Annotated in this window: 21 protein-coding genes and 1 pseudogene; 7 read left to right on the forward strand and 15 right to left on the reverse strand. The window is 76.3% G+C overall.

All coding sequences use genetic code 11. The features are described 5' to 3' along the window. Window positions 1–10: 10 nt before the first annotated feature. From ACI8AK_RS06670 to ACI8AK_RS06695, 6 genes are all read right to left on the reverse strand, one after another. On the reverse strand, window positions 11–1,081 hold the full coding sequence (locus tag ACI8AK_RS06670; RefSeq protein WP_387992292.1) for a FecCD family ABC transporter permease: 1,071 nt from the start codon (window positions 1,079–1,081) through the stop codon (window positions 11–13). Window positions 1,082–1,149: 68 nt separating this feature from the next. Beyond that, window positions 1,150–1,866 (reverse strand): mycothiol-dependent nitroreductase Rv2466c family protein, encoded by a 717-nt coding sequence (locus ACI8AK_RS06675; RefSeq protein WP_456903834.1) that lies wholly within the window; start codon window positions 1,864–1,866, stop codon window positions 1,150–1,152. Window positions 1,867–1,926: 60 nt separating this feature from the next. Continuing rightward, a complete protein-coding gene (locus ACI8AK_RS06680) occupies window positions 1,927–2,421 on the reverse strand; it encodes a glutathione peroxidase (RefSeq protein ID WP_387992286.1) in 495 nt (164 codons plus the stop codon). Window positions 2,422–2,476: 55 nt separating this feature from the next. After that, a complete protein-coding gene (locus ACI8AK_RS06685; RefSeq protein ID WP_456903832.1) occupies window positions 2,477–2,884 on the reverse strand; it encodes a DUF2237 family protein in 408 nt (135 codons plus the stop codon). Window positions 2,885–2,983: 99 nt separating this feature from the next. Then, a complete protein-coding gene (locus tag ACI8AK_RS06690) occupies window positions 2,984–4,384 on the reverse strand; it encodes a hypothetical protein (protein ID WP_456955578.1) in 1,401 nt (466 codons plus the stop codon). Between the two features lie 88 nt (window positions 4,385–4,472). Next, window positions 4,473–5,363 (reverse strand): hypothetical protein, encoded by an 891-nt coding sequence (locus tag ACI8AK_RS06695; protein ID WP_456955579.1) that lies wholly within the window; start codon window positions 5,361–5,363, stop codon window positions 4,473–4,475. 173 nt (window positions 5,364–5,536) lie between these two features. Between ACI8AK_RS06695 and ACI8AK_RS06700 the strand changes: the two genes are divergently transcribed. Then, entirely contained in the window at window positions 5,537–7,516 is a 1,980-nt protein-coding gene (locus ACI8AK_RS06700; RefSeq protein WP_456955581.1) for an acetoacetate--CoA ligase, read from the forward strand. On the opposite strand, the gene ACI8AK_RS06705 is transcribed toward ACI8AK_RS06700, so the two are convergent. The 3 genes from ACI8AK_RS06705 to ACI8AK_RS06715 are packed head-to-tail and all read right to left on the reverse strand — an operon-like array spanning window position 7,466 to window position 9,338. Continuing rightward, a complete protein-coding gene (locus tag ACI8AK_RS06705) occupies window positions 7,466–8,170 on the reverse strand; it encodes an NUDIX domain-containing protein (protein ID WP_387992271.1) in 705 nt (234 codons plus the stop codon). The two genes, ACI8AK_RS06700 and ACI8AK_RS06705, sit on opposite strands and share 51 nt — an antisense overlap. After that, window positions 8,167–8,541: a DUF4406 domain-containing protein gene (locus ACI8AK_RS06710; protein WP_456955583.1), complete on the reverse strand. Its 375-nt coding sequence runs from the start codon at window positions 8,539–8,541 to the stop codon at window positions 8,167–8,169. Before ACI8AK_RS06710 ends, ACI8AK_RS06705 begins: the two co-directional genes overlap by 4 nt. After that, window positions 8,538–9,338: a DeoR/GlpR family DNA-binding transcription regulator gene (locus tag ACI8AK_RS06715; protein ID WP_387992265.1), complete on the reverse strand. Its 801-nt coding sequence runs from the start codon at window positions 9,336–9,338 to the stop codon at window positions 8,538–8,540. The genes ACI8AK_RS06710 and ACI8AK_RS06715 overlap by 4 nt, the downstream gene beginning before the upstream one ends. 166 nt (window positions 9,339–9,504) lie before the next feature. On the opposite strand from ACI8AK_RS06715, the gene ACI8AK_RS06720 reads away from it, so the two are divergent. Next, the gene (locus tag ACI8AK_RS06720; protein WP_456955585.1) at window positions 9,505–10,761 is read left to right on the forward strand and encodes an acyl-CoA dehydrogenase family protein; all 1,257 of its coding nucleotides are present in this window, start codon (window positions 9,505–9,507) and stop codon (window positions 10,759–10,761) included. A 131-nt stretch (window positions 10,762–10,892) separates the two neighbouring features. Here the strand turns inward: ACI8AK_RS06720 and ACI8AK_RS06725 are convergent. Next, a pseudogene (locus ACI8AK_RS06725) lies at window positions 10,893–12,026 on the reverse strand (MFS transporter); the annotation flags it as partial. Between the two features lie 163 nt (window positions 12,027–12,189). On the opposite strand from ACI8AK_RS06725, the gene ACI8AK_RS06730 reads away from it, so the two are divergent. Further along, complete coding sequence (locus tag ACI8AK_RS06730) at window positions 12,190–13,518, forward strand: MFS transporter (RefSeq protein WP_456903162.1); 1,329 nt, start codon at window positions 12,190–12,192, stop codon at window positions 13,516–13,518. Here the strand turns inward: ACI8AK_RS06730 and ACI8AK_RS06735 are convergent. Next, window positions 13,481–15,190 (reverse strand): glycoside hydrolase family 13 protein, encoded by a 1,710-nt coding sequence (locus tag ACI8AK_RS06735; protein ID WP_456955587.1) that lies wholly within the window; start codon window positions 15,188–15,190, stop codon window positions 13,481–13,483. The genes ACI8AK_RS06730 and ACI8AK_RS06735 overlap by 38 nt on opposite strands. Before the next feature lie 117 nt (window positions 15,191–15,307). Between ACI8AK_RS06735 and ACI8AK_RS06740 the strand changes: the two genes are divergently transcribed. From ACI8AK_RS06740 to ACI8AK_RS06750, 3 genes are all read left to right on the forward strand, one after another. Further along, window positions 15,308–15,688 carry an FKBP-type peptidyl-prolyl cis-trans isomerase gene (locus tag ACI8AK_RS06740; protein ID WP_387992251.1) on the forward strand — a complete coding sequence of 127 codons (381 nt, stop codon included), beginning with the start codon at window positions 15,308–15,310 and terminating at the stop codon, window positions 15,686–15,688. A 101-nt stretch (window positions 15,689–15,789) separates the two neighbouring features. Beyond that, a complete protein-coding gene (locus tag ACI8AK_RS06745; protein WP_387992248.1) occupies window positions 15,790–16,794 on the forward strand; it encodes a cation diffusion facilitator family transporter in 1,005 nt (334 codons plus the stop codon). 29 nt (window positions 16,795–16,823) lie between these two features. Next, window positions 16,824–17,516, forward strand: a complete 693-nt coding sequence (locus ACI8AK_RS06750) for a DsbA family oxidoreductase (RefSeq protein WP_456903159.1) — start codon at window positions 16,824–16,826, stop codon at window positions 17,514–17,516. Window positions 17,517–17,577: 61 nt separating this feature from the next. Here the strand turns inward: ACI8AK_RS06750 and ACI8AK_RS06755 are convergent, their stop codons facing one another. Both ACI8AK_RS06755 and ACI8AK_RS06760 read right to left on the reverse strand, forming a co-directional pair. Further along, a complete protein-coding gene (locus tag ACI8AK_RS06755) occupies window positions 17,578–17,820 on the reverse strand; it encodes an acyl carrier protein (protein WP_387992242.1) in 243 nt (80 codons plus the stop codon). A gap of 76 nt (window positions 17,821–17,896) precedes the next feature. Then, window positions 17,897–18,130 carry a hypothetical protein gene (locus tag ACI8AK_RS06760; RefSeq protein ID WP_387992239.1) on the reverse strand — a complete coding sequence of 78 codons (234 nt, stop codon included), beginning with the start codon at window positions 18,128–18,130 and terminating at the stop codon, window positions 17,897–17,899. 92 nt (window positions 18,131–18,222) lie between these two features. Here ACI8AK_RS06760 and ACI8AK_RS06765 point away from each other — a divergent pair, with 92 nt between their 5' ends. Then, window positions 18,223–18,750, forward strand: a complete 528-nt coding sequence (locus ACI8AK_RS06765) for an SRPBCC domain-containing protein (protein WP_387992236.1) — start codon at window positions 18,223–18,225, stop codon at window positions 18,748–18,750. Here the strand turns inward: ACI8AK_RS06765 and ACI8AK_RS06770 are convergent. Further along, window positions 18,726–19,151, reverse strand: coding sequence for a hypothetical protein (locus ACI8AK_RS06770; protein WP_456955589.1), 426 nt, complete (start codon window positions 19,149–19,151; stop codon window positions 18,726–18,728). The genes ACI8AK_RS06765 and ACI8AK_RS06770 overlap by 25 nt on opposite strands. Then, on the reverse strand, window positions 19,148–20,332 hold the full coding sequence (locus tag ACI8AK_RS06775; protein ID WP_456955591.1) for an NADH:flavin oxidoreductase/NADH oxidase: 1,185 nt from the start codon (window positions 20,330–20,332) through the stop codon (window positions 19,148–19,150). Before ACI8AK_RS06775 ends, ACI8AK_RS06770 begins: the two co-directional genes overlap by 4 nt. Window positions 20,333–20,366: the final 34 nt, after the last annotated feature.

Below are 20,366 nucleotides of genomic sequence, written 5' to 3' on the forward strand. Positions count from 1 at the left end.
GCGGCGGCCCTCACAGCGTCGCGCTCCGCCGCCGGCGCACGAGCGCGATGAAGAACGGCCCGCCGAGCAGGGCGAGCACGATGCCGACCTGCACCTCGCCGGGACGCGCGATCACCCGGCCGACGACGTCGGCGGTCAGCAGCAGGAACGCCCCGGCCAGCGCCGCGCAGGGGACCAGCCACCGGTGCGCCGGCCCGGTGAACGCCCGGACGGCGTGCGGGACCACCAGCCCGACGAAGGCGATCGGCCCGCAGGCCGCCGTCGCGGCGCCGGCCAGCAGCGTGATGGCCACCAGGCCGACGGCGCGGGCCAGCCACACCCGCTGGCCGAGGCCGCGGGCCACGTCCTCGCCCATGCCGAGCAGGTCCAGGGCGGGCGCGTTGAGCAGGGCGAGCACCAGGCCGGCGACGACGAAGGGCAGCACCTGCCAGGCGATGTCGGCGCCGCGGCCGGCCAGCGCGCCGACCACCCAGAAGCGGAAGGCGTCCAGCGAGTTCGAGTCGCTGACCAGCACGGCGCGCACGAGGGCGTACAGCAGCGCGGACAGCGTGGAGCCGGCCAGGGCGAGGGTGACCGGGGTGGCCCCGCCGCGGCCGGCCGCGCCCAGGACGTACACGGCGACCGTCCCGGCCAGCGCCCCCGCGAAGGCGAACCACACGTACCCCGACGGCGTGCTGATCCCCAGCAGCGCGATGGCCAGGACCACGGCGAAGGAGGCGCCGGCGGTGACGCCCAGCAGGCCGGGGTCGCCCAGCGGGTTGCGGGTGTGGCCCTGCATCAGGGCGCCGGCGACCCCGAGCGACGCCCCGACCAGGAGCCCGAGCACGGTGCGCGGGACCCGCAGGTCCCAGACGATGACCGCCTCCTCGGTCCGCAGCGAGCGGTCGGTGAGGACCTCCCACACGGTGCCCAGGCCGAGCGGGCGGGTGCCGATCGCGATGCTGGCCGCGCAGGCGGCGACCACGAGGACCAGGAGCCCGGCCAGGCCGAGCACGCGGCGTCGCGTCCGGGCGGTCCCTGCCGGGCGCGCCGGGGTGGCCCGGGTCGCCGCGGGAGCGCGGGTGACGCTGGGGACGGACACCGGGCAGCTCCGGACGGGTCGAGATCAGGCAAGGCTCACCTTAGTACCCGCTCCGGTGCGGGTCACGCTCACCGTTTCGTGCGGCGGCTCCCGCCGTGCCAGTCCTCCTGTACCCCGACCTCGTCCGGCTGCACCCCCGCGGCGAGGAGCTGCGGGCGCTCGCGCAGGCTGCGCTTGAGCTCGGCGAACCCGGGGAAGCGGGCCAGGCGGACGACGGCGTCCCAGAGCTCGACCGCGTCGTCGTCGGCGGGCAGCCGGCTGATGACCGGGCCGAAGAAGGCGACGCCCCCGGGCGGCTCGAAGTGCAGGATCGGCGTCCCGACGTCCTTGCCGGTGAGCGCCAGCGCCTCGTCGGTCTCGGCCCGGATCGTGCCGTCCCAGCGGTCGTCGTCGAGGGCGTCGGCGAGGTCGGCCGGCAGCCCGGCGCGCTCCAGCACCGGCTCGAGGTAGGCCCGCGTGCCGCGCTCGCCGGCCGTGCCGGGCCGGTCGGGCTCGGTCTCGAAGACCCGCCGGCCGAGGGCCTCGTAGAGCGTGCCCACCGCCGCGCGGCCGTGCTCCTCGCGGGTGCGGGCGGCCACGCGCAGCAGTCGCAGCCCCGCGGTGTGGCCGGCCTCGTACTCGGGCGGGAAGTGGGCGTCGTAGTCGACGTGCGCGTTGAGCAGGCGCAGCGAGATGAACCGCCAGTCGACGTCGTACTCGCGCCGGGACGCGACGGTGCGCACCCACCGGCTGGTCAGCCACGCGAACGGGCACACCGGGTCGAAGTAGAAGTGCAGGTCGGCCATGGCCCGATGCTGCCCCGCCGGCGCGGCCCCGGCATCCGCCGCCGCCGGAGCGGCCCCGGGTCAGCCGGCGAGCAGCGCCTCGATCGCCGTCCGGACCTCCGGCGCGCCCGGCTCGGTCGTCGGGCGGAACCGCGCGACGACCGCACCGTCGCCGTCGACCAGGAACTTCTCGAAGTTCCACCGCACCGGCCCGGCCTCACCGGCGGCGTCGGGGGCCTCGGTGAGCCGCTGGTAGACCGGGTGCGCGCCCTCGCCGTTGACGTCGACCTTCCCCGTCATCGGGAAGGTGACGCCGTACGTGGCCGAGCAGAAGGACTCGATCTCCTCGGCGCTGCCCGGCTCCTGCCCGGCGAACTGGTTGCACGGCACGCCGACGACGGTGAACCCGCGCGGGCCGTACTCCCGCTGCAGCTCCTCCAGCCCGGTGTACTGCGGGGTCAGGCCGCAGCGGCTGGCCACGTTGACCACCAGGGCCGGACGGCGGCCGGTGAGCGCGCCGAGCGTGGTGTCCTCGCCCCGGAGGGTCGAGACGGGCAGGTCGAGCAGGTCGGTCACGGGCGCTCCTCGCGGGCCGGGCGGGTCGACGGCACCAGCGCGCGGGGTGCCGGGCTCATTCCAGGTCGCTGATGTCGTCGGGGACGTCGACGGCGTGCTGCCGCAGCGCGGCGAGCGGCACGACCTCCAGCGACCGCGCGTTCGTGGCCGCGAGGACCACCCCGGCCGCGGCGCCGGCACGGTAGGCCTGCAGCCAGCGGGTGGCGACGACGCACCAGCGGTCGCCGGGCCGCAGCCCGGGGAACCCGAACTCCGGCCGCGGGGTCGTGAGGTCGTTCCCGAGCTCGCGCTGCAGGGCGAGGAACTCGCGGGAGACGACGGCGCACACCGTGTGGCTGCCCGTGTCGTCCGGGCCCGTGCGGCAGGACCCGTCGCGGTAGAAGCCGGTCAGCGGCTCGGTGCCGCAGGGGTCGAGGGGACCGCCCAGCACGTTGCGTTCGGTCCCCGGCTCCGGCTCGGTCACGACGGGATCGTGGCAGAGGTGCTCGCGGACGCGCCCGTCCGCGGGCCCGGCCGGCGGCGCTGCCGGCCGGGCCCGCGGAAGGCGGTCAGCCGGTGCCGGTCAGACGGCGTCCTCGCGACGACGCCGGTCGGCGAGGGTCAGCCCGGTCCCCAGTGCGAGGGCCAGCAGGGCCGCGCCGAGGGCGGTGACCGTCTCGGTGCCGGTGTAGGCGAGCTCCCCGGTGCCCGCGGAGCGGTCGGACGCCGTCCAGGAGCCGGCCGTCCAGGAGCCGGCCGCCGACGCCGGGCGGGTGGCCCCGTGGGCCCAGGCGTTCCCCGGGCCGTGACCCCGGTCGTGGCCCGTGCCGTCACCCGTGCCGTCACCCGTGCCGTGGCCCGTGCCGTGGCCCGGGCAGTCCTGCGGCGCGCCCGGGTGCTGCGGGTCGGTCGGGTCCGTGGGGTCCGCCGGGTCGGTCGGGTCCGTGGGGTCGGTCGGGTCCACCGGCCGGGTCGGCGGCGTGCAGTCGCCGAGGGCGTCGCCGAGCAGGCCCAGGCCCGCGCCGCAGACGGTCACCGGCACGTCGACGTCGATGCCGCCGTCGGAGCCGTCGTCCCCGGAACCAGGGCCGCCGGGGCCTTCCGTGCCCTCGGAGGAGCACCCGCCGAGCGCGTCGCCCAGCAGGCCGACGCCGTTGCCGCAGACGGTGACCGGCAGGTCGACGTCGAGCAGGCCGCCGTCGGAGTCGCCGCCGGAGCCACTGCCGTCCCCGGAGGTGGCGGGGGTGCAGTCGCCGGCCGCGTCGCCCAGCACGCCGACGCCGTTGCCGCAGACGGTGACCGGCAGGTCGACGTCGAGCAGGCCGCCGTCGGCCCCGGTGCCGGGGTCCCCGGTCGGCACCGCGGGGCTGCACTCCCCGGCGGCGTCGCCGAGCACGCCGACGCCGTTGCCGCAGGCGGTGACCGGGACGTCGACGTCGAGCAGGTCGCCGAGCGGGCCGCCGTCGACGGGGGCGGGAGCCGGCTCCGTGGCGGCGGTGCAGCCCCCGAGCGCGTCGCCCAGGACGCCGACGCCGTTGCCGCAGACGGTGACCGGCACGGTCACCGCGCCCTCGGGAGCGGCAGGTGCGGTGCCCTCGGCGGCGGCGTCGCCGAGCACGCCGATCCCGTTGCCGACGACGGTCACCGGCACGACGACGTCGGCCGGGTCGGTGCTGCCCGGGGCGGGCGCGGCCGGCTCCTGCGTGGCGGTGCCGCCGGCGACCGAGGCGTCGTTGCCGCCGATCGTCACGGGCACCGAGACGTCGACCGGGCCCACGTCGAGGGAGAGGTCCTGCGAGACGGCGGGCAGCTCCAGCCCGCCGATCGGGGTGCCGGTGTCGAGGACACCGAGCGCGTTGTCGGTGACGGTGACCGGCACCGTCACGTCGAGGTCGTCGGACGCGGCGGCGACACCGGTGCCGGCGGCCAGCAGGCCGCCGGTCATCAGTGCCACGCGCAGGGCGCGGGTGGCCCAGGGGTGCATGGGAGGACTCCTGACTGAGGACGGGACCGCGTCCCGGACGGGACGGCGGGGACTGCGCTCGCCCGGCCCGTGGCCGGGGGGCGCGTCCTCAGTCGGGGGAGGTGGCGGGGTCGACCGGGTCGCCGGCGGCGGCGTCCCGGGCCTCGGCAGCGGCCGCCACGGCGGCCGCCTGCTGCGCGACGGGGACGGTCGCGCCGAGGTCGGCGGTGGGCTGGTCGGCACCGGCGGTGCCGGAGGCGGTGCCCGCGGACGCCGGCAGGGCCGGTACCGCGGGGACGGCGGGCGCGAGCGGCGGGACCGGCACGGACGGCGTCGGGACCGCGACCGGCGCCGCGGCGGGCGCGGGACCGGTGACGTCCGCGGACCGCTCGGCCGATGCGGGGACCCTTGCGCCCGCGACGTCGGTGCCGGGGGCGAGGACGACCGGGGCGGCCACGACGGGCGCACCGGCGCCGGCCGCGGGAGCGCCGGCCGGGGTGTCGACCACCCCGGCGGCCGGGGGTGCGAGGACGTCGGTCACGGGGGCCGGCACGTCCGGGACCGGCGGGAGCGCACCGGTGACCGGCGCCAGGGCCCCGGTGACCGGCGACAGCGCCTCGGTGACCGGCGCCAGGACCGGCCGCAGCGCCCCGGTCACCGGGGACAGCGCCTGCGTCACCGGCGCGACGACGTCGGTCACCGGCTCGAGGGCCCGGCCGACGGGCGCGACGACGTCCCGCAGCGGCGCGGTGACCGGCGCGGCCGCCTCGGCGACCGGCGTCAGGACGGGCGCGACGACGGGCTGCGTGACGGACTCGACCACCTGACCCACCGGCGCGGTGACCGCGCCCAGCAGGCCGGCGGGCGGGGGCTCGTCGGCCGAGGCGGTGGACGCGCCGGCCAGCCAGATACCGGCGGCGGTCCCGGCGAGGACCGCCAGGCGGCCGCCCCACCGGCGCAGGCGGGTGCGACGGCACGGCAGCGGAGAACGCTCGTCCATCGCACCTCCCCCCGGTGTCGTCCGACACAGTGCTCACTCATTGGAACCGGTCCGTCACAGAAGTGGCCAGGCGAACGCCGTCCTCCGATCGGGTGGAGACGGGACCGGACGGTCACGTCCCGTGAGGCGACCCACCCGGTCCGGGGACGCGGGAGGAGTGGCAGGGTGCCGCTGTGACCGCTGACACCTCTCCCGCACCGGTGCTCTGGCAGCCCACCCGGGAGGTCCGGGAGGCGACCCGGCTGGCGGCCTTCGCGCGCGAGGTGGCCGCCCGCCGCGGGCTGGACCTGGACGCCACCGACTACGACGCGATCTGGCGCTGGTCGGTCGAGCACCTCGACCAGTTCTGGGCCGACGTCGCCGCGTGGTCCGGCGTGCTGCCCGGCGTCCCCGACGACCGGGTGCTCACCCGGCGGGAGATGCCCGGCGCCGAGTGGTTCCCGGACGCCACCCTCAACTACGCGGAGCAGGCGCTGCGGCACGCCACCGACCAGCACCCCGCGCTCATCGCGGTGGCGGAGGACGCCGAGCCGGTCGAGGTCTCCTGGGCCGAGCTGCGCGCGCAGGTCGGCGCGTTCGCCGCGACCCTGCGCCGGCTGGGCGTGCGGCGCGGCGACCGGGTCGCCGGCTACCTGCCCAACGTCCCCGAGGCGGTCGTCGCGTTCCTCGGCGCGGCGTCGATCGGGGCGGTGTGGTCCTCCTGCGCGCCGGACTTCGGCACCCGCGCGGTGCTCGACCGGTTCGCCCAGATCGAGCCGACCGTGCTGGTCGCCGTCGACGGGTACCGCTTCAACGGGAGGCCCTACGACCGGCGCGGCGTCGTCGCCGAGCTCCGGGCCGCCCTGCCGACCGTGACGGCGACGATCGCCGTCCCCCGGCTGTTCCCCGGCGAGCTGCCCGACGGCGCGCTGGGCTGGGCCGACGCCGTCGCCGACCGGCAGGAGCCCGAGTTCGAGGCGCTGCCGTTCGACCACCCGCTGTGGATCGTCTACTCGTCGGGCACCACCGGGCTGCCCAAGGGGATCGTGCACGGGCACGGCGGCGTGGTCCTCGAGGAGCACAAGCAGCTGGGCCTGCACGGCGACGTCGGCCCCGGCGACCGCTTCTACTGGTACGCCTCCACCGCCTGGATCATGTGGAACATCGCCACCTCGGCGCTGCTGCGCGGCGCGACCGTGGTCGTCCACGACGGCGCCCCGGCGTACCCCTCGGTCGACGCGCAGTTCGCCCTCGCCGCGCGCACGCGCCTGACCTACCTGGGCACCAGCGCCGGCTACCTCGTCGCGTGCGAGAAGGCCGGGATCCGGCCGGGGGAGACCCACGACCTCTCGTCGCTGCGGACGATCGGGTCCACCGGCTCCCCGCTGCCCGCCTCGGCGTTCGAGTGGGTCTACGACGCGGTCGGCCGCGACGTCTTCCTCGCCTCGGTCTCCGGCGGCACCGACGTCGCCACCGGCTTCATCGGCAGCACGCTGCTGCTGCCGGTGACCGCCGGGGAGCTGCAGCGGCCGATGCTCGGCGTCGCCGCGGCGGCGTGGGGCGAGGACGGCGAGCCGGTCACCGGCGAGCTCGGCGAGCTGGTGATCACCGAGCCGATGCCGTCGATGCCGCTGTACTTCTGGAACGACCCGGACGGCAGCCGCTACCGCGAGGCCTACTTCGAGCCGTGGCCGGGGGTGTGGCGGCACGGCGACTGGATGGAGGTCACCGAGCGCGGCACCTGCGTCATCACCGGCCGCTCGGACTCCACCCTCAACCGCGGCGGCGTGCGCATGGGCACCGCCGACATCTACGCCGCCGTCGAGAGCTTCCCGGAGGTCGCCGACTGCGTCGTCCTCGGCGTCGAACAGCGCGACGGCGGCTACTGGATGCCGCTGTTCGTCCAGATGGCGCCCGGCGCCGAGCTCACCGGCGAGCTCGCCGACCGCATCCGGGCCGCGATCCGCAGCTCGGCCAGCCCGCGGCACGTGCCCGACGAGATCCTCGTCGTCCCCGGTGTCCCGCACACCCGGACCGGCAAGCGGCTGGAGGTGCCGCTCAAGCGGTTGTTCCAGGGGGTGCCGCCGGACAAGGCGGTCAACCCCGGGGCGGTCGACGACGCGTCACTGGTCGAGCACTACGTCGCCCTGGCCCGGGAGCGCGGCGCCCGCTGAGAACGGTCCGCGCAGCGCCGCCCACTGCAGCAGCAGGACGGTCTTGGCGTCGGCGATCCGGCCGTCGCCGGCCATGGCCAGCGCCTCGTCGAACGGCAGCTCGAGCACCTCGATGTCCTCACCCTCCTCGGCCAGCCCACCCCCGGCCGACACCCGGTCGGCCGGGGTGTAGGGCCCGGCGAAGAACGCCAGCCGCTCGGTCACCGACCCGGGGCTCATGAACAGGTCGGGCAGCCGGACGAGCGCCCCGACGGCGACGCCGAGCTCCTCCTCGGCCTCGCGCCGGACCGCGGCCTCGGCGTCCTGCTCGTCGAGCAGCCCGGCGGCGGTCTCGACGAGCATCCCGTCGGGGGAGCCGTTGACGTAGGCGGGGAAGCGGAACTGCCGGGTGAGCAGCACGGCGCGGCGGGCGGCGTCGTACAGCAGCACCGTCGCGCCGTTGCCGCGGTCGTGGGTCTCGCGCTGCTCGGTGCGCCAGACGCCGTCGCGGCCGCGGCGGGCGAACGTCGTCCGCCGGTTCACGTACCAGGCGCTGGACAGCACCTCGACGTCGCGGACGACGACGTCGGGGTTGCCGGTGAGGTCGCGCCCGGCCCGGTCCAGCCCGGTCCGCCCCCGCGCGTCGGGGACGTCGACGCCGAGGACGCCGGTCACCGGGCCACCGCCGGCACCTCGTCGACGCTGGTGTAGACCGCGGCGCCGCGGGCGCGGGCCAGCGCGACCATCTCGTCGGAGCCGGCCGAGGCGCCGGGCAGCCGCAGCACGGCGTCGACGCGGGCGACCAGCCGCCGGCCCATCGGGTGGAACACCTCGTCGAAGGCGGCGTCGCCGACCCGCGTCGACCCGGCGAGGGCGGCGAGCGGCAGCGCGAGGTCCTCCCCGTTGACGGCGAGGTGGCCGGCGCGGAACAGCTCCAGGCAGGCCCGCTGGATGGCCCGGTGGTTGGCCGCGATCCTCTCCGGGTCGTCGCCGGTGCCCCCGCGGTACGGGCCGGCGACCAGGATCATCAGGGGTTGTCCGTTCATGCGAGGTCGACCTCCACGCCGGCGTCGTCGAGCGCGGCGAGGGTCTCCTGCGCCGCGGGGGTGAGCTGGGGGTCGCGGGCGCTGGCGTCCGTGACCAGGCGGCCGACCGCGTCCAGCGGGGCGACCGAGGCGAAGGCGCGGACGCCGAGCTTCGAGGCGTCGGCGACGACGAACGCGCTGCGGGCCTGCTGGAGCCCGACCTGCTTGACCGCGGCGTCCTCGAGCGTGAACTCCGACCAGCCGGCCGCGGCGCTCACCGCCCCGATCGACATGACGAAGACGTCGAAGGTGAGCTGCCGCAGCACCGCGGCGGTCAGCGGGCCGGCCAGGCTCCGCTCGCCGGGCCGGGACTCCCCGCCGACGACGAGCAGGCGGATCCCCGGCCGGTCGGCCAGCGCGTCGGCCACCGGCAGGCTCACGACGGCGACCGTGAACGGTCCCTCGCCCGCGGCCGCCCGGTCGGCCAGCGCGCGGGCCACGTGCACCGTCGTCGTCCCGGCGTCGAGCAGCACCGTCGCGCCCGGCTCGACCAGGGCGGCGGCCGCGCGGCCGATCCGGTCCTTGAGCCCGGCCTGCCAGCCGGCCCGCGCGCCGAAGCCCGCGGAGCTCTCCGGCCCCGCGACGGCGACCGCGCCGCCCCGGACGCGCTCGACGAGGCCGCGGGCCTGCAGCGCGTCGAGGTCGCGCCGCACGGTCATCTCGGAGACGCCCAGGCGGGCGGCGAGGTCGCCGAGCGAGGCCCGGCCGGCGTTGCGCACCAGCCGCAGCGTCACGTCGAGTCGGTCGGGGACGGCCACGGCGGATTCCTACCAGGATCATGTGAGGTCTGTGAAGACGTTGTGCGATGTGCCCGGACGGGCGTGCCGTCGGTCACGCTCCCGCGGGGGCGCCGTGCGGGGTACGGGAGCGGCCCGCAAGGTGGACCGGGACCGACCACCGACGACGGAGAGAGGCCCCGCGACGATGACGTCGACCCAGGAGCGCCCCGCCGACCTGCTCGAGCCCCAGCCGCCCGCGCTGCTGCCGCCGTGGCACACCCCCGAGCGCCAGGCGCTGCAGGAGCGGGCCCGCCGGTTCGCCCACGACGAGGTGCTGCCGGTCGCGAACGAGCTGGACCCGCAGAAGGGGCTGCTGCCGGAGGCGCTGCTGGCCCGCATGGCCGAGCTCGGCTGGTTCGGCATCACGGTGCCCGCCGAGCACGGCGGCCTGGGCCTCGGCGTCTTCGAGTACTGCATGGTCTCCGAGGAGCTGGCCCGCGCCTGGATGAGCAGCGCGAGCATCCTCGCCCGCGCGCAGGGTCTCGGGACGGCGGTGGCCGATCCCGCCCGGCGCGGGGAGCTGCTGCGCCGCAGCGCGAGGGGCGAGTGGATCGGCGCGATCGCGCTGTCCGAGCCCGACGCCGGCTCCGACCTCGCCGGCGTCTCCACCCGGGCGGTCCTCGACGGCGACGAGTGGGTGGTCACCGGCCACAAGCGCTGGTGCGGCAACGCCGAGGCCGCCGACTTCATCCAGGTCCTCGTCCGGGAGCGCGACCCCGGGCCGGGGGAGTCGCGCTCCGCCGGGCTGGTCAACCTGCTGCTGGAGAAGGAGCGCGGCTCGTTCCCGCCCGGGCTCACCGGGACCCCGATCGACAAGATCGGCTACCACGGTTTCCTCACCTGGGACCTGGTCTTCGACGGCGTCCGCATCCCGCGGGGGAACGTCGTCGACCAGGCGGCGGCCAGCGACGAGCAGGGCGAGGCGGCCGAGCGTGCCGGGTGGGCGCAGGCGCAGAGATTCCTCGACACCGCGCGGGTGCACACCGCCGCCCGCGCCGTCGGCCTGGCCCGCGCCGCGCTCGAGGACTCGATCGTCTACCTGCAGGAGCGCGAGCAGTTCGGCCACCCGATCGGCGACTTCCAGGCGCTGCGCTTCGCCGTCGCGGAGATGGCCGCCCAGATCGAGCAGTCGCGCGCCTTCTACCGGCAGGTCGCCCACCTCGTCGACCTCGGGGTGCGCTGCGAGAGGGAGGCCTCGATGGTCAAGCTCGAGGCCACCGAGATGGCGGTACGGGTGACCAACCAGGCCATGCAGCTGCACGGCGGCAACGGCTACACCACCGAGCGGCAGGTCGAGCGGCACTGGCGCGACGCCCGGCTGACCACGATCTTCGAGGGCACCAGCGAGATCCAGAAGCGGATCATCAGCGACCGCCTGCTGCCCCGGTCACCGCTCACCTGAGCCACCCGGTTCCGCCTTCCGCGCGCGGAAGGCGGACCCGGACGCCGCCCCGTGCCTGACCCCGCCCCGGCGACGGCGGGGTGCTCGGCGTGCGCGACGTTGTCCAGCTCTCGCCACATCACCGCCACGAGCACCGCCGACCCGGCGAACGCGAACCAGAACGGGCCGGTCACGCCCCAGGCGCGGGCCACGACCCCGCCGACGGCCTGGCCGGCCAGGATGCCGCCGAAGACGCCCATCGCGTAGAGGCTCCCGACCCGGCCCTGCAGCCCGGCCGGCACGGCGCGCATCCGCACCGTGCGCGACGTCGTCCCCCAGATGAACGCGTGCGCGCCGAAGACGAACAGCACCGGGACGGCGACCCACGGCGTCGTGGCCAGCGCCAGGAGCAGGTGGGTGAGCGTCTCGAACAGCAGGCCCGCCTTCATGAGCGTGGCGATGCCGACGTGCCGCTCGAGCCAGTCGTAGGACGCCGTCCCGACCATGCCGCCCAGCGCGCCGACCGTGGTGAGCAGGCCGTAGCCGGCCGCGCCCAGGCCCAGCCGCTGGTCGGCGTAGAGCACCAGCACCGACCAGGCCGCGCCGTAGGTGACGTTGAACAGGACGATCGTGACGGTCAGCGTCCGCACGGCGGGGTGGCCCCAGGTCCAGCGCAGCCCCTCGGCGACGTCCCGGCCGATCCGTCCCCGCCGTGCCGGCCGCTCCGGCGGCGGGACCCGCATCCGCGTGATCAGCACCGCGCCCAGCGCCACCAGCACCGCCTGGGCGAGGAACGGCCACGCGGCGCCGGCGACGAACAGCAGGCCCCCGACGGCCGGCCCGGCGAGCTGGTTCATCGTCAGCGTGCCCGCGGTCAGGCGCGCGTTGCCGATGCCCAGGTCGGCGCGGTCGACGACCATCGGCAGCAGCGTGCCGGCCGCGGTGTCGGCGAAGACCTCGGCGGTGCCCAGCACGAACAGCGCGGCGAGCACGGGCACCAGCCCGACGTCGCTGGTGAACAGGGCGGCGGCCAGCACGGCGAGCACCCCGGCGCGGGCCAGGTCGACGGCGGCGACGAGCAGCCGCCGGTCCACCCGGTCGGCCAGGACGCCGGCGTGCAGGCCGAACAGCAGCCACGGCAGCTGCTGCAGCAGGGCGCCGAGCGCGACGAGCAGCGGGTCCTGGGTCCGGGCGGCCACCAGCAGCGGCCCGGCCGCCAGCGCCACGCCGTCACCCAGGTTGCTCACCCACGACGACGCCATCAGCCAGCGGAACGACGTCCCCATCCGGGCGGGCAGCACCGCCTCGACCACCCGGCCCACGGGAACGGGACTGTAGACGTGACCGTTCCTGCGGTCTCCCGGTAATCCGGCTGACTCCTGTCGGCCCCGTCGGCGAGCATGGGGCCTGCGGCGCCGACGGTGCGCCGACTCCCGAGGAGGACCCGAGATGGCCGGCCTGCCGCGCGCGCTCGCGCCCCTGCGGCACCGCGACTACCGCCTGCTGGCCGCCTCGATGGGGCTGTCGCTGCTCGCCCAGGGGCTGTGGACGGTCGCGCTGGTCTGGCAGGTGGTCGACCTCGGCGGCGGGCCCGCCGCGCTCTCCCTCGCCACCGCCCTGTCCGCCGGCGGCATGCTGGCCAGCACGCTGCTCGGCGGCGCCCTGGCCGACCGCGTGCCGCAGCGGCGGATCCTGCTCGGCGTGGCGCTGCTGCAGACGGCGGCGGTCGGGCTGGTCGCCGTCCTGTCGCTGGCCGGGGCGCCGGCGCTCGGTCCGCTGGCCGCGGCCGCCCTGGCCCAGGGCGTCGCGACGGGGCTGTACTACCCGGCCTACTCGGCGCTGGTCCCGAGCGTGGTGCCGGCGGGCGACCTGCTCGCCGCCAACGGCCTCGAGGGCGTCGTCCGCCCGGCGCTGGCGATGGCGATCGGGCCCGCCGCCGGCGGCGTGCTGGTCGGCGCGTTCTCACCCGGCGCGGCGCTGCTCGCGACGGCGCTGACCTCGGCGGTCTCGGCCGCGTGCGTGGCGGCGCTGCCGACGGTGCCGGTGCGCCGCGACGAGGTCGGCTCGGGCCTGTTCGCCGACGTCCGCGAGGGCGTCGCCTACATGGTCCGCACGCCGTGGCTGCTGGCGACGCTGCTGTTCGCCTCGCTCATGGTGCTCGTGTTCATCGGCCCGTTCGAGGTGCTGGTCCCCTTCGCGGTCCGCGACCGGACCGGCGGCGGCCCGACCGAGCACGCCTGGGTGCTGGCCGCGTTCGGCATCGGCGGTGCGCTGGGGTCGGCGGTCGTCGCCTCGCTGCGGCTGCCGCGGCGCTACCTGACGGTCATGAACCTGCTGTGGGGCTTCGGCTGCGTGCCGATGGTCGTCTTCGGCTGGACGTCGTCGCTGTGGGTGATGATCGCCGCGGCCGGGGTGCTGGGCGCGGCGTTCGAGTCGAGCACGGTCATCTGGGGGACGCTGCTGCAGCGGCGGGTGCCGCCGGCGCTGCTCGGCCGGGTGTCCAGCCTCGACTTCTTCGTCTCGCTGGCGTTCATGCCGCTGTCGATGGCGCTGGCCGGGCCGGTCAGCGAGGTCGTCGGGCTCACCGGCACGTTCCTGCTCACCGGGCTGGTGCCGCCGCTGCTGGCGATCGCGGCGATCCTGTACTGGCGGCTGCCGGCCGACGAGGTCGCCCACCCGCTCGACGTCCCCGCCGAGGAGCCGGCGGGGCCCGGGACGGTCGACGAGCCGGAGGAACTGCCTACGGCAGGCGCAGGACCCTGGCCTCCCAGGGCCTGAGCACGGCGGGGTCGTCCTCGGGCAGGTTCCCGAGGACGACCTCCGCGCCGACCGTCTCCGGCAGCAGCCCGGCGAGGTCCTGCTCCTCGGCGCCGAGGTTGCAGACGACGAGCAGCGTGTCGCCGTCGAGGCCGCGGGTGAACGCGTACACCTGGTCGTGGTCGGGCAGCAGCATGGTGAAGGAGCCCAGTGCCACCACCGGGTCCTCGTGCCGCAGCGCGATCAGCCGCCTGTGGTGGGCGAGCACGGAGGCGGGGTCGTCGCGCTGGGCGGCGGCGTTCCACTCCGCGTGGTCGGGGTTGACCTCCAGCCACGGCGTCCCGGTGGTGAACCCGGCGCTCGGCGAGGCGTCCCACTGCACGGGTGTGCGCGCGTTGTCCCGGCTCATCCGGCGCAGCGCGGCGAACACCTCGTCGGGGTCGGCGCCGTGCGCCACGGCCTGGACCTGGTGGTTGATCGACTCGACGTCGCGGAACTGGGCCAGGTCGGTGAACGGGAAGTTCGCCATCCCGATCTCCTCGCCCTGGTAGACGTAGGGCGTCCCGCGGTGCAGGTGCAGCAGCGTGGCCAGGCAGGTGGCGGAGTCCCGGCGGTGGCGGGGCGAGTCGTCGCCGAAGCGGGACACCGCCCGCGGCTGGTCGTGGTTGTCCCAGTAGAGGGAGTTCCAGCCGACGTCGGCCAGTCCCGTCTGCCAGCGGCCGAAGGAGGCCTTGAGGTCGCGCATCCGCAGCGGCCGCGGGTGGAACTTCGAGCCCTCGAAGTCCAGGCCCACGTGCTCGAACTGGAACACCATGTCCAGCTCCCCGCGTGCCGGGTCGGTGAACAGCAGCGCGTCCTCCACCGTCGCGCCCGGCGTCTCCCCGACCAGCAGCAGCTGCTCGCGCCGGTCGGTGAAGACCTCGCGGTGCATCTCCTGCAGGAACTCGTGGATGCGGGGGCCGCACACCACCGACGCGGTCGCGTCCCCGTAGGGCAGGCCGGGCAGCGGCGGGCCGTCGTGCAGCTCGCCGTCCGGGCCGACGTCCTTGCTGATCAGGTTGATGACGTCCATGCGGAACCCGTCGACCCCGCGGTCGAGCCACCACCGCATCATCGCGTAGACCGCCTGCCGGACCTCGGGGTTCTCCCAGTTCAGGTCGGGCTGCCTGCGGTCGAACAGGTGCAGGTAGTACTCGCCGCTGGCCTCGTCGAGCTCCCAGGTCGAGCCGGAGAAGAAGCCGTGCCAGTTCGTCGGCTCGGCGCCCGGGTCGCCGGGCGCCAGGCCCGCCCTGGGCGGCCGCCACCAGTACCAGTCCCGCTTCGGCGAGTCCGGCGACGACCGGCTCTCGACGAACCACGGGTGCTCGTCGCTGGTGTGGTTGACCACCAGGTCCATCACCAGCTTCACGCCGCGGGCGTGCAGCCCGGCGACCAGCTCGTCGAGCTGCTCCAGCGTGCCGAACAGCGGGTCGACGTCCTGGTAGTCGCTGATGTCGTAGCCGTTGTCGGCCTGCGGCGAGGGGTAGACCGGGGAGAGCCAGACGACGTCGACGCCGAGGTCGGCGAGGTGGTCCAGCCGCTGCAGGACCCCGCCGAGGTCGCCGATCCCGTCACCGTCGGAGTCCTGGAAGGAACGCGGGTAGACCTGGTAGACGACGGCACGCGTCCACCACGGCGCGTCAGCGGGGGTCACCGGACCAGCCCAGCACCCCTGGCCCCGCTCCGCACCTGCGCGGCCCCGAGGGCCCGCTGCTTGGATGGTCGGGACCCGTCGGGGGACTCCCCGGCACCCCTGATCCGAGGAGGACCGATGGCCGAGCCCCTGAGCCGCCCCGACGTCGAGCCGCCCACCGGGCCCGCGCCCGACGACCTGGTGATCGAGGACCTCGTCGTCGGCGACGGCCCCGAGGCCACCGCCGGCGTCCTGGTCAGTGCCCACTACGTCGGCGTCACCCACGACGGCGGCGAGCAGTTCGACGCCTCGTGGGACCGGGGCGACCCGCTGGAGTTCCGCCTCGGCGTCGGCATGGTCATCCAGGGCTGGGACGAGGGCATCCAGGGCATGCGCGTCGGCGGCCGCCGCCGGCTGACGATCCCCCCGCACAAGGCCTACGGCGACCGCGGCGCCGGCGGGGTCATCAAGCCGGGCGCGACGCTCGTCTTCGTGGTCGACCTCGTCGGCGTGCGCTGAGTCCTCCGCGCGGTCGTGCCCCGCTCCGCTCGGGGCAGGGCACGACCCGCCGTTGACCGGCACGTGGTTGCGCCGGACAACCGCGGGGCACCGGTGCGGCCATGAGCGAGCCGGTCCCCACCCGTGAGCACGTCCGCGCGAAGCAGGGCGCCGGCGGCGAGACGGGCGGCGAGTCCACCGGCACCGTCGTCGTCGCGGGCCTGGCCAACCTCGGCATCGCCGTCGCCAAGCTGGTCGGCGGGCTGGTCAGCCACTCCTCGGCGATGCTGTCCGAGGCCGCGCACTCGCTGGCCGACACGATCACCGAGGTGCTGCTGTTCGTCGCGCTCAAGCGGGGCGACAAGGCGCCCGACGCCCGCCACCCGGTCGGCTACGGCCGGGAGACCTACTTCTGGGCGCTGCTGGCCTGCCTCGCGACCTTCACCCTCGGCGCCGGTTTCTCCTTCTACCAGGGGATCGAGACCATCCTCGAGGGCGAGGAGCAGGGCTCCCCGCTGATCGCCTACGTCGTCCTGGCGGTCTCCTTCGTCCTCGAGGGCGCCTCGTGGCTCAAGGCCGTCCGGCAGGTCCGCGGGGCCGCCCGCACGTGGGGGACGACGCCCCGCCGCTACCTGGCCGAGACCACCGACACCACGGTCAAGGCCGTGACGTTCGAGGACAGCGCGGCCCTGGTCGGCCTCGTCCTCGCCGCGCTGGGGCTGTTCCTCGAGCAGGTGACCGGCGACCCGGTGTGGGACGGCATCGCCGCGATCCTCATCGGCGTGCTGCTGCTCCTCGTGGCCGGGTCGCTGGCGCGGGCCAACGTCTCGCTGCTCATCGGCCAGTCGATCCCGCGCCGGCTGCAGGACCAGCTCCGCGAGGAGATCGCCGGGCTGCCCCAGGTCGACGACGTCCCGGTGCTGCTCACCACCGTCATCGGTCCCGGGCAGCTGGCCGTCATGGCCAAGGTCGACTTCGCCGACAGCGCGACCGTGGCCGACATCGAGCGGGCCTCCGACGAGGCCGAGCGGCGGCTGGTCGCCCGCCACGGGGGCGTCCGCTTCGTCTTCCTCGACCCGACCCCCGGCGACGGGCGCGCCCGCGCGGAGGCCCACCGCCCGGAATGACGGCGGCCGGCCCGGAGTTGGGGGATGCCGTGCGCATCGAGGTCTGGTCCGACGTCGTCTGTCCGTGGTGCTACATCGGCAAGCGCCGGTTGGAGACCGCGCTGGAGCGGTTCCCGCACCGCGACCAGGTCGAGGTGGTCTGGCGGTCCTTCCAGCTCGACCCCACGATCCCCGAGGGCGAGACCCACGCGACCCTCCCGGCGCTGGCCGCCAAGTACGGCCGCCCGGTCGAGGAGATGCGCGCGGTGATGCGGCACGTCGAGGAGACCGCCGCCGGTGAGGGCCTGGAGTACCACCTCGCCGACGGCGTCAGCGGCAACACGCTGCTCGCCCACGAGCTCCTCCACCTGGCCGCCGAGCGCGGCCTGCAGGGCGCGGTGAAGGAGCGGCTGCTGCACGCCCACTTCGAGGAGGGCCGCTCGGTCTTCGACGTCGACTCGCTGGCCGCGCTGGCCGTCGAGGTCGGCCTGGACGAGGCCGAGGTGCGGGCGGCGCTCGCCGACCACCGGTTCCGTCCCGCGGTCCTCGCCGACGCCGCCACCGCCCAGGCGCTCGGCGCCACCGGGGTGCCGTTCTTCGTGGTCGACCGGAAGTACGGCGCCGCGGGGGCCCAGCCGGCCGAGCTGCTGCTGCAGGTGCTGGAGCGGGCCTGGGCCGACGCCCACCCGCTGGTCACCGTCCCCGCCGCCGAGGGCTGCGAGGACGGCTCCTGCGCGGTCTAGGCCCGCCACGACAGAGGGCCCCTCACCGCAGCCGGTGAGGGGCCCTCCGTCGTCGTGCGGGTCAACCCATCGCGGGGCCGCCCTGCTCGGTGCCCGACAGGTTCCTCAGGAACTCGTGGCAGCGCTTCGCGCGCTCCGAGTCCTGCTCCATCACCTCGCGGAAGAAGCCGGCGATGTCGTCCAGGCCCGCGTTCTCCGCGTCCCGGACGTACTGGCCGTAGTCGTGCCCGGCCTTCAGCGAGTGGTACTGCACCGAGATCAGGTCGTAGGCGACGTCCTCGAATCCGGTCTCACCCGTGGCCATGTCGGACCTCCTCGTCGTCGGAGAGTGGCGTCCGCACGGGTTCCCCGCAGGCCGGCAACGGAAACGGGCCGGTCCGTCACGACGCGCCGGTGACCGCGCCTCCCGTGACGTCCCCGCCGCCGGCGTCGTCGGCGAGCGTCCGCCCGGCCGTCGTCTCCGCGTCGTCGGCCGCGAGCTCCTCCTCGCCGGTGGACGCCGGGTCGTCGTCGGTCGAGGCCAGGTCCGCGCCCTGGGCGTAGGCGCCGGGGTCGGCCTGCGTCGTCCGGGGGTCGTTCAGCGGGTCCGGGACGTCGGGGTCGGTGACGGTCATGGCCCGTCCCTGCCCGGGGCGGCGGGCTGGCAACCCCGCGCGACGTGCGGCAGGGTCGGCGCGACGGGTCCCCCGACGGACGGAGACGCCCCGTGACCGACCCCGCGACCCCCGTCGACCCGCCGACGCACCGCACCGGCGCGGTCGCCGAGCTGCCCGACGGCCGCCTCCGGCTGGAGTTCCGCCGCTCCTGGGGCGACGGGCCCGACGCCGTCTGGGCCGCGCTCACCGAGCCCGACCGGCTGGCCCGCTGGTTCGGCACCTACGAGGGCGAGCGGGTCCCCGGCGGCCGGGGGACGCTGACGATGACCCACGAGCCGGAGCCGGCGGCGACGGAGGCCCGCATCGCCGAGTGCGACCCGCCGCGGGAGCTCGTCGTCGAGTGGCCGGAGCAGCAGGACTGGCGGGTCGGGCTCGCCGTCGTCGTGGAGAGCGGCCGGACGACGCTGCACCTCACCCAGGACTTTGCCGCCGGCACCGACGTCACCGACCACGCGCTCGGCTGGCACTGGTACCTCGACAAGCTCGACGCCGAGATGGGCGGGCACCCCGACCCCGGCGACTGGGACACCTTCCTCGCCCGGGTCGGGCCCGACTACGGGCGGACGCCGGAGGGCTGAGCGCCGAGCGCCGCCATGGCGGCGGCGGTGACCAGCCCGGCGGCGACCACCGCGGTCTCGACGGGCTCGGCGCCGGCCGGGGTCAGCCGTCGCCGCACCAGCCGCTCCGCGAGGTAGCCGGGCACGAGGGCGGCGCCGGTGGCGGCGAGGACCCGCGGGGCGTGCCCGTCGTCGCCGGCGGCGAGGCGGGCCAGCGCCCAGCCGTGGACGGCGAGGGTCCAGGCCGGCGGGCCGAGCGCCGTCCCGGCCCACCAGGCGTCGCGGCCGACGGTCGCCGCGCGCCCGGAGAGCACCGGCGTGTCGAACGCGTGCCGCCGGCGCAGCGACAGCGCCGTCCCGGCGAGGCTCGCCGCCAGCTGGACGGCGGACGCGGCGAGCAGCGCCCCGCGGCGGCCCGTCACCGGGCGCGCTCGTGCACCTGCACCGGCGCCGGGCCGGTCCACGGCCCCAGGGTGCCGAGGAGGGCGTCGCGCCGGCCCAGCCGCGGGCCGGCCTGCACCGGGTAGGCGTCGTAGGCGCCGGTGAGGTCCCGCGCGGCGTGGACGGCGAAGTTCGGGTCCTCCTGCGCCTCCCGCGCGACGGCGACCAGGTCGGCCAGGCCCCCGGCGACGACGGCCTCGGCCTGGCGCGCGTCGACGATCAGCCCCACCGCCATCGTGGCGACGTCCGCCCCCTCGCGGATGCCGGCGGCGAAGGGCACCTGGTAGCCGTAGCCCAGCGGGTGCTCCCAGCCGCCCAGGCCCCCGCCGGAGGCGTCGACGACGTCGACCCCGCGGGCGCGCAGCTCGCGGGCGAAGGCGATCGTGTCCTCGAGGGTGATGCCGTCGGGCGTGCCGTCGACGGCGGAGACCCGCACGAACAGCGGCCGGTCCGCGGGCCACGCGGCGCGGACGGCCTCGACCACCTCCAGGGGGAACCGCCAGCGCGCCTCCCGCGAGCCGCCGTAGCCGTCGGTGCGCCGGTTGGACAGCGGCGAGAGGAACTGGTGCAGCAGGTAGCCGTGCGCGGCGTGCACCTCGACGACGTCGAACCCGGCGTCGAGCGACCGGCGGGTGGCCGCGGCGAACGCCTCGCGGACCCCGGCCAGCTCCTCGACGGTGAGCTCGTGCGGCACCGGCCAGCCGGGGCCGGCGGGCACCGCGCTGGCCGAGACGGTCGGCCACGGCTGCTCGCCCGGTCGCGCGTCGTCGGCCGTCACCGGGCCGCCGCCCTCCCACGGGCGGTGGCTGCTGGCCTTGGCGCCGGCGTGGGCGAGCTGGATGCCCGCGACCGCGCCGGCGGCGTGCAGGAAGCCGGCGACGCGGGCGAGGCCGGGCACGTGCGCGTCGGACCACAGGCCGACGTCGCCGTGGCTGATCCGCCCCTCCGGCGTCACCGCCGTCGCCTCGACGACGACCGTGCCGAAGCCGCCGAGCGCGAACCGGCCGAGGTGCACGAGGTGGTAGTCGCCGACCAGCCCGTCGGTCACGGAGTACTGGCACATCGGGGCGACGACGAGCCGGTTCGGCAGGGTCACCCCGCGCAGCGTCAGGGGGGTGAGCAGGGCCGGGGAGGGCGCGGAGCCGTTCGTGAGACTGGTCACGCCATGGAACCAACACCGCTCCCACCTGCGGTGT

The organism is Geodermatophilus sp. SYSU D00867 (assembly GCF_054050315.1).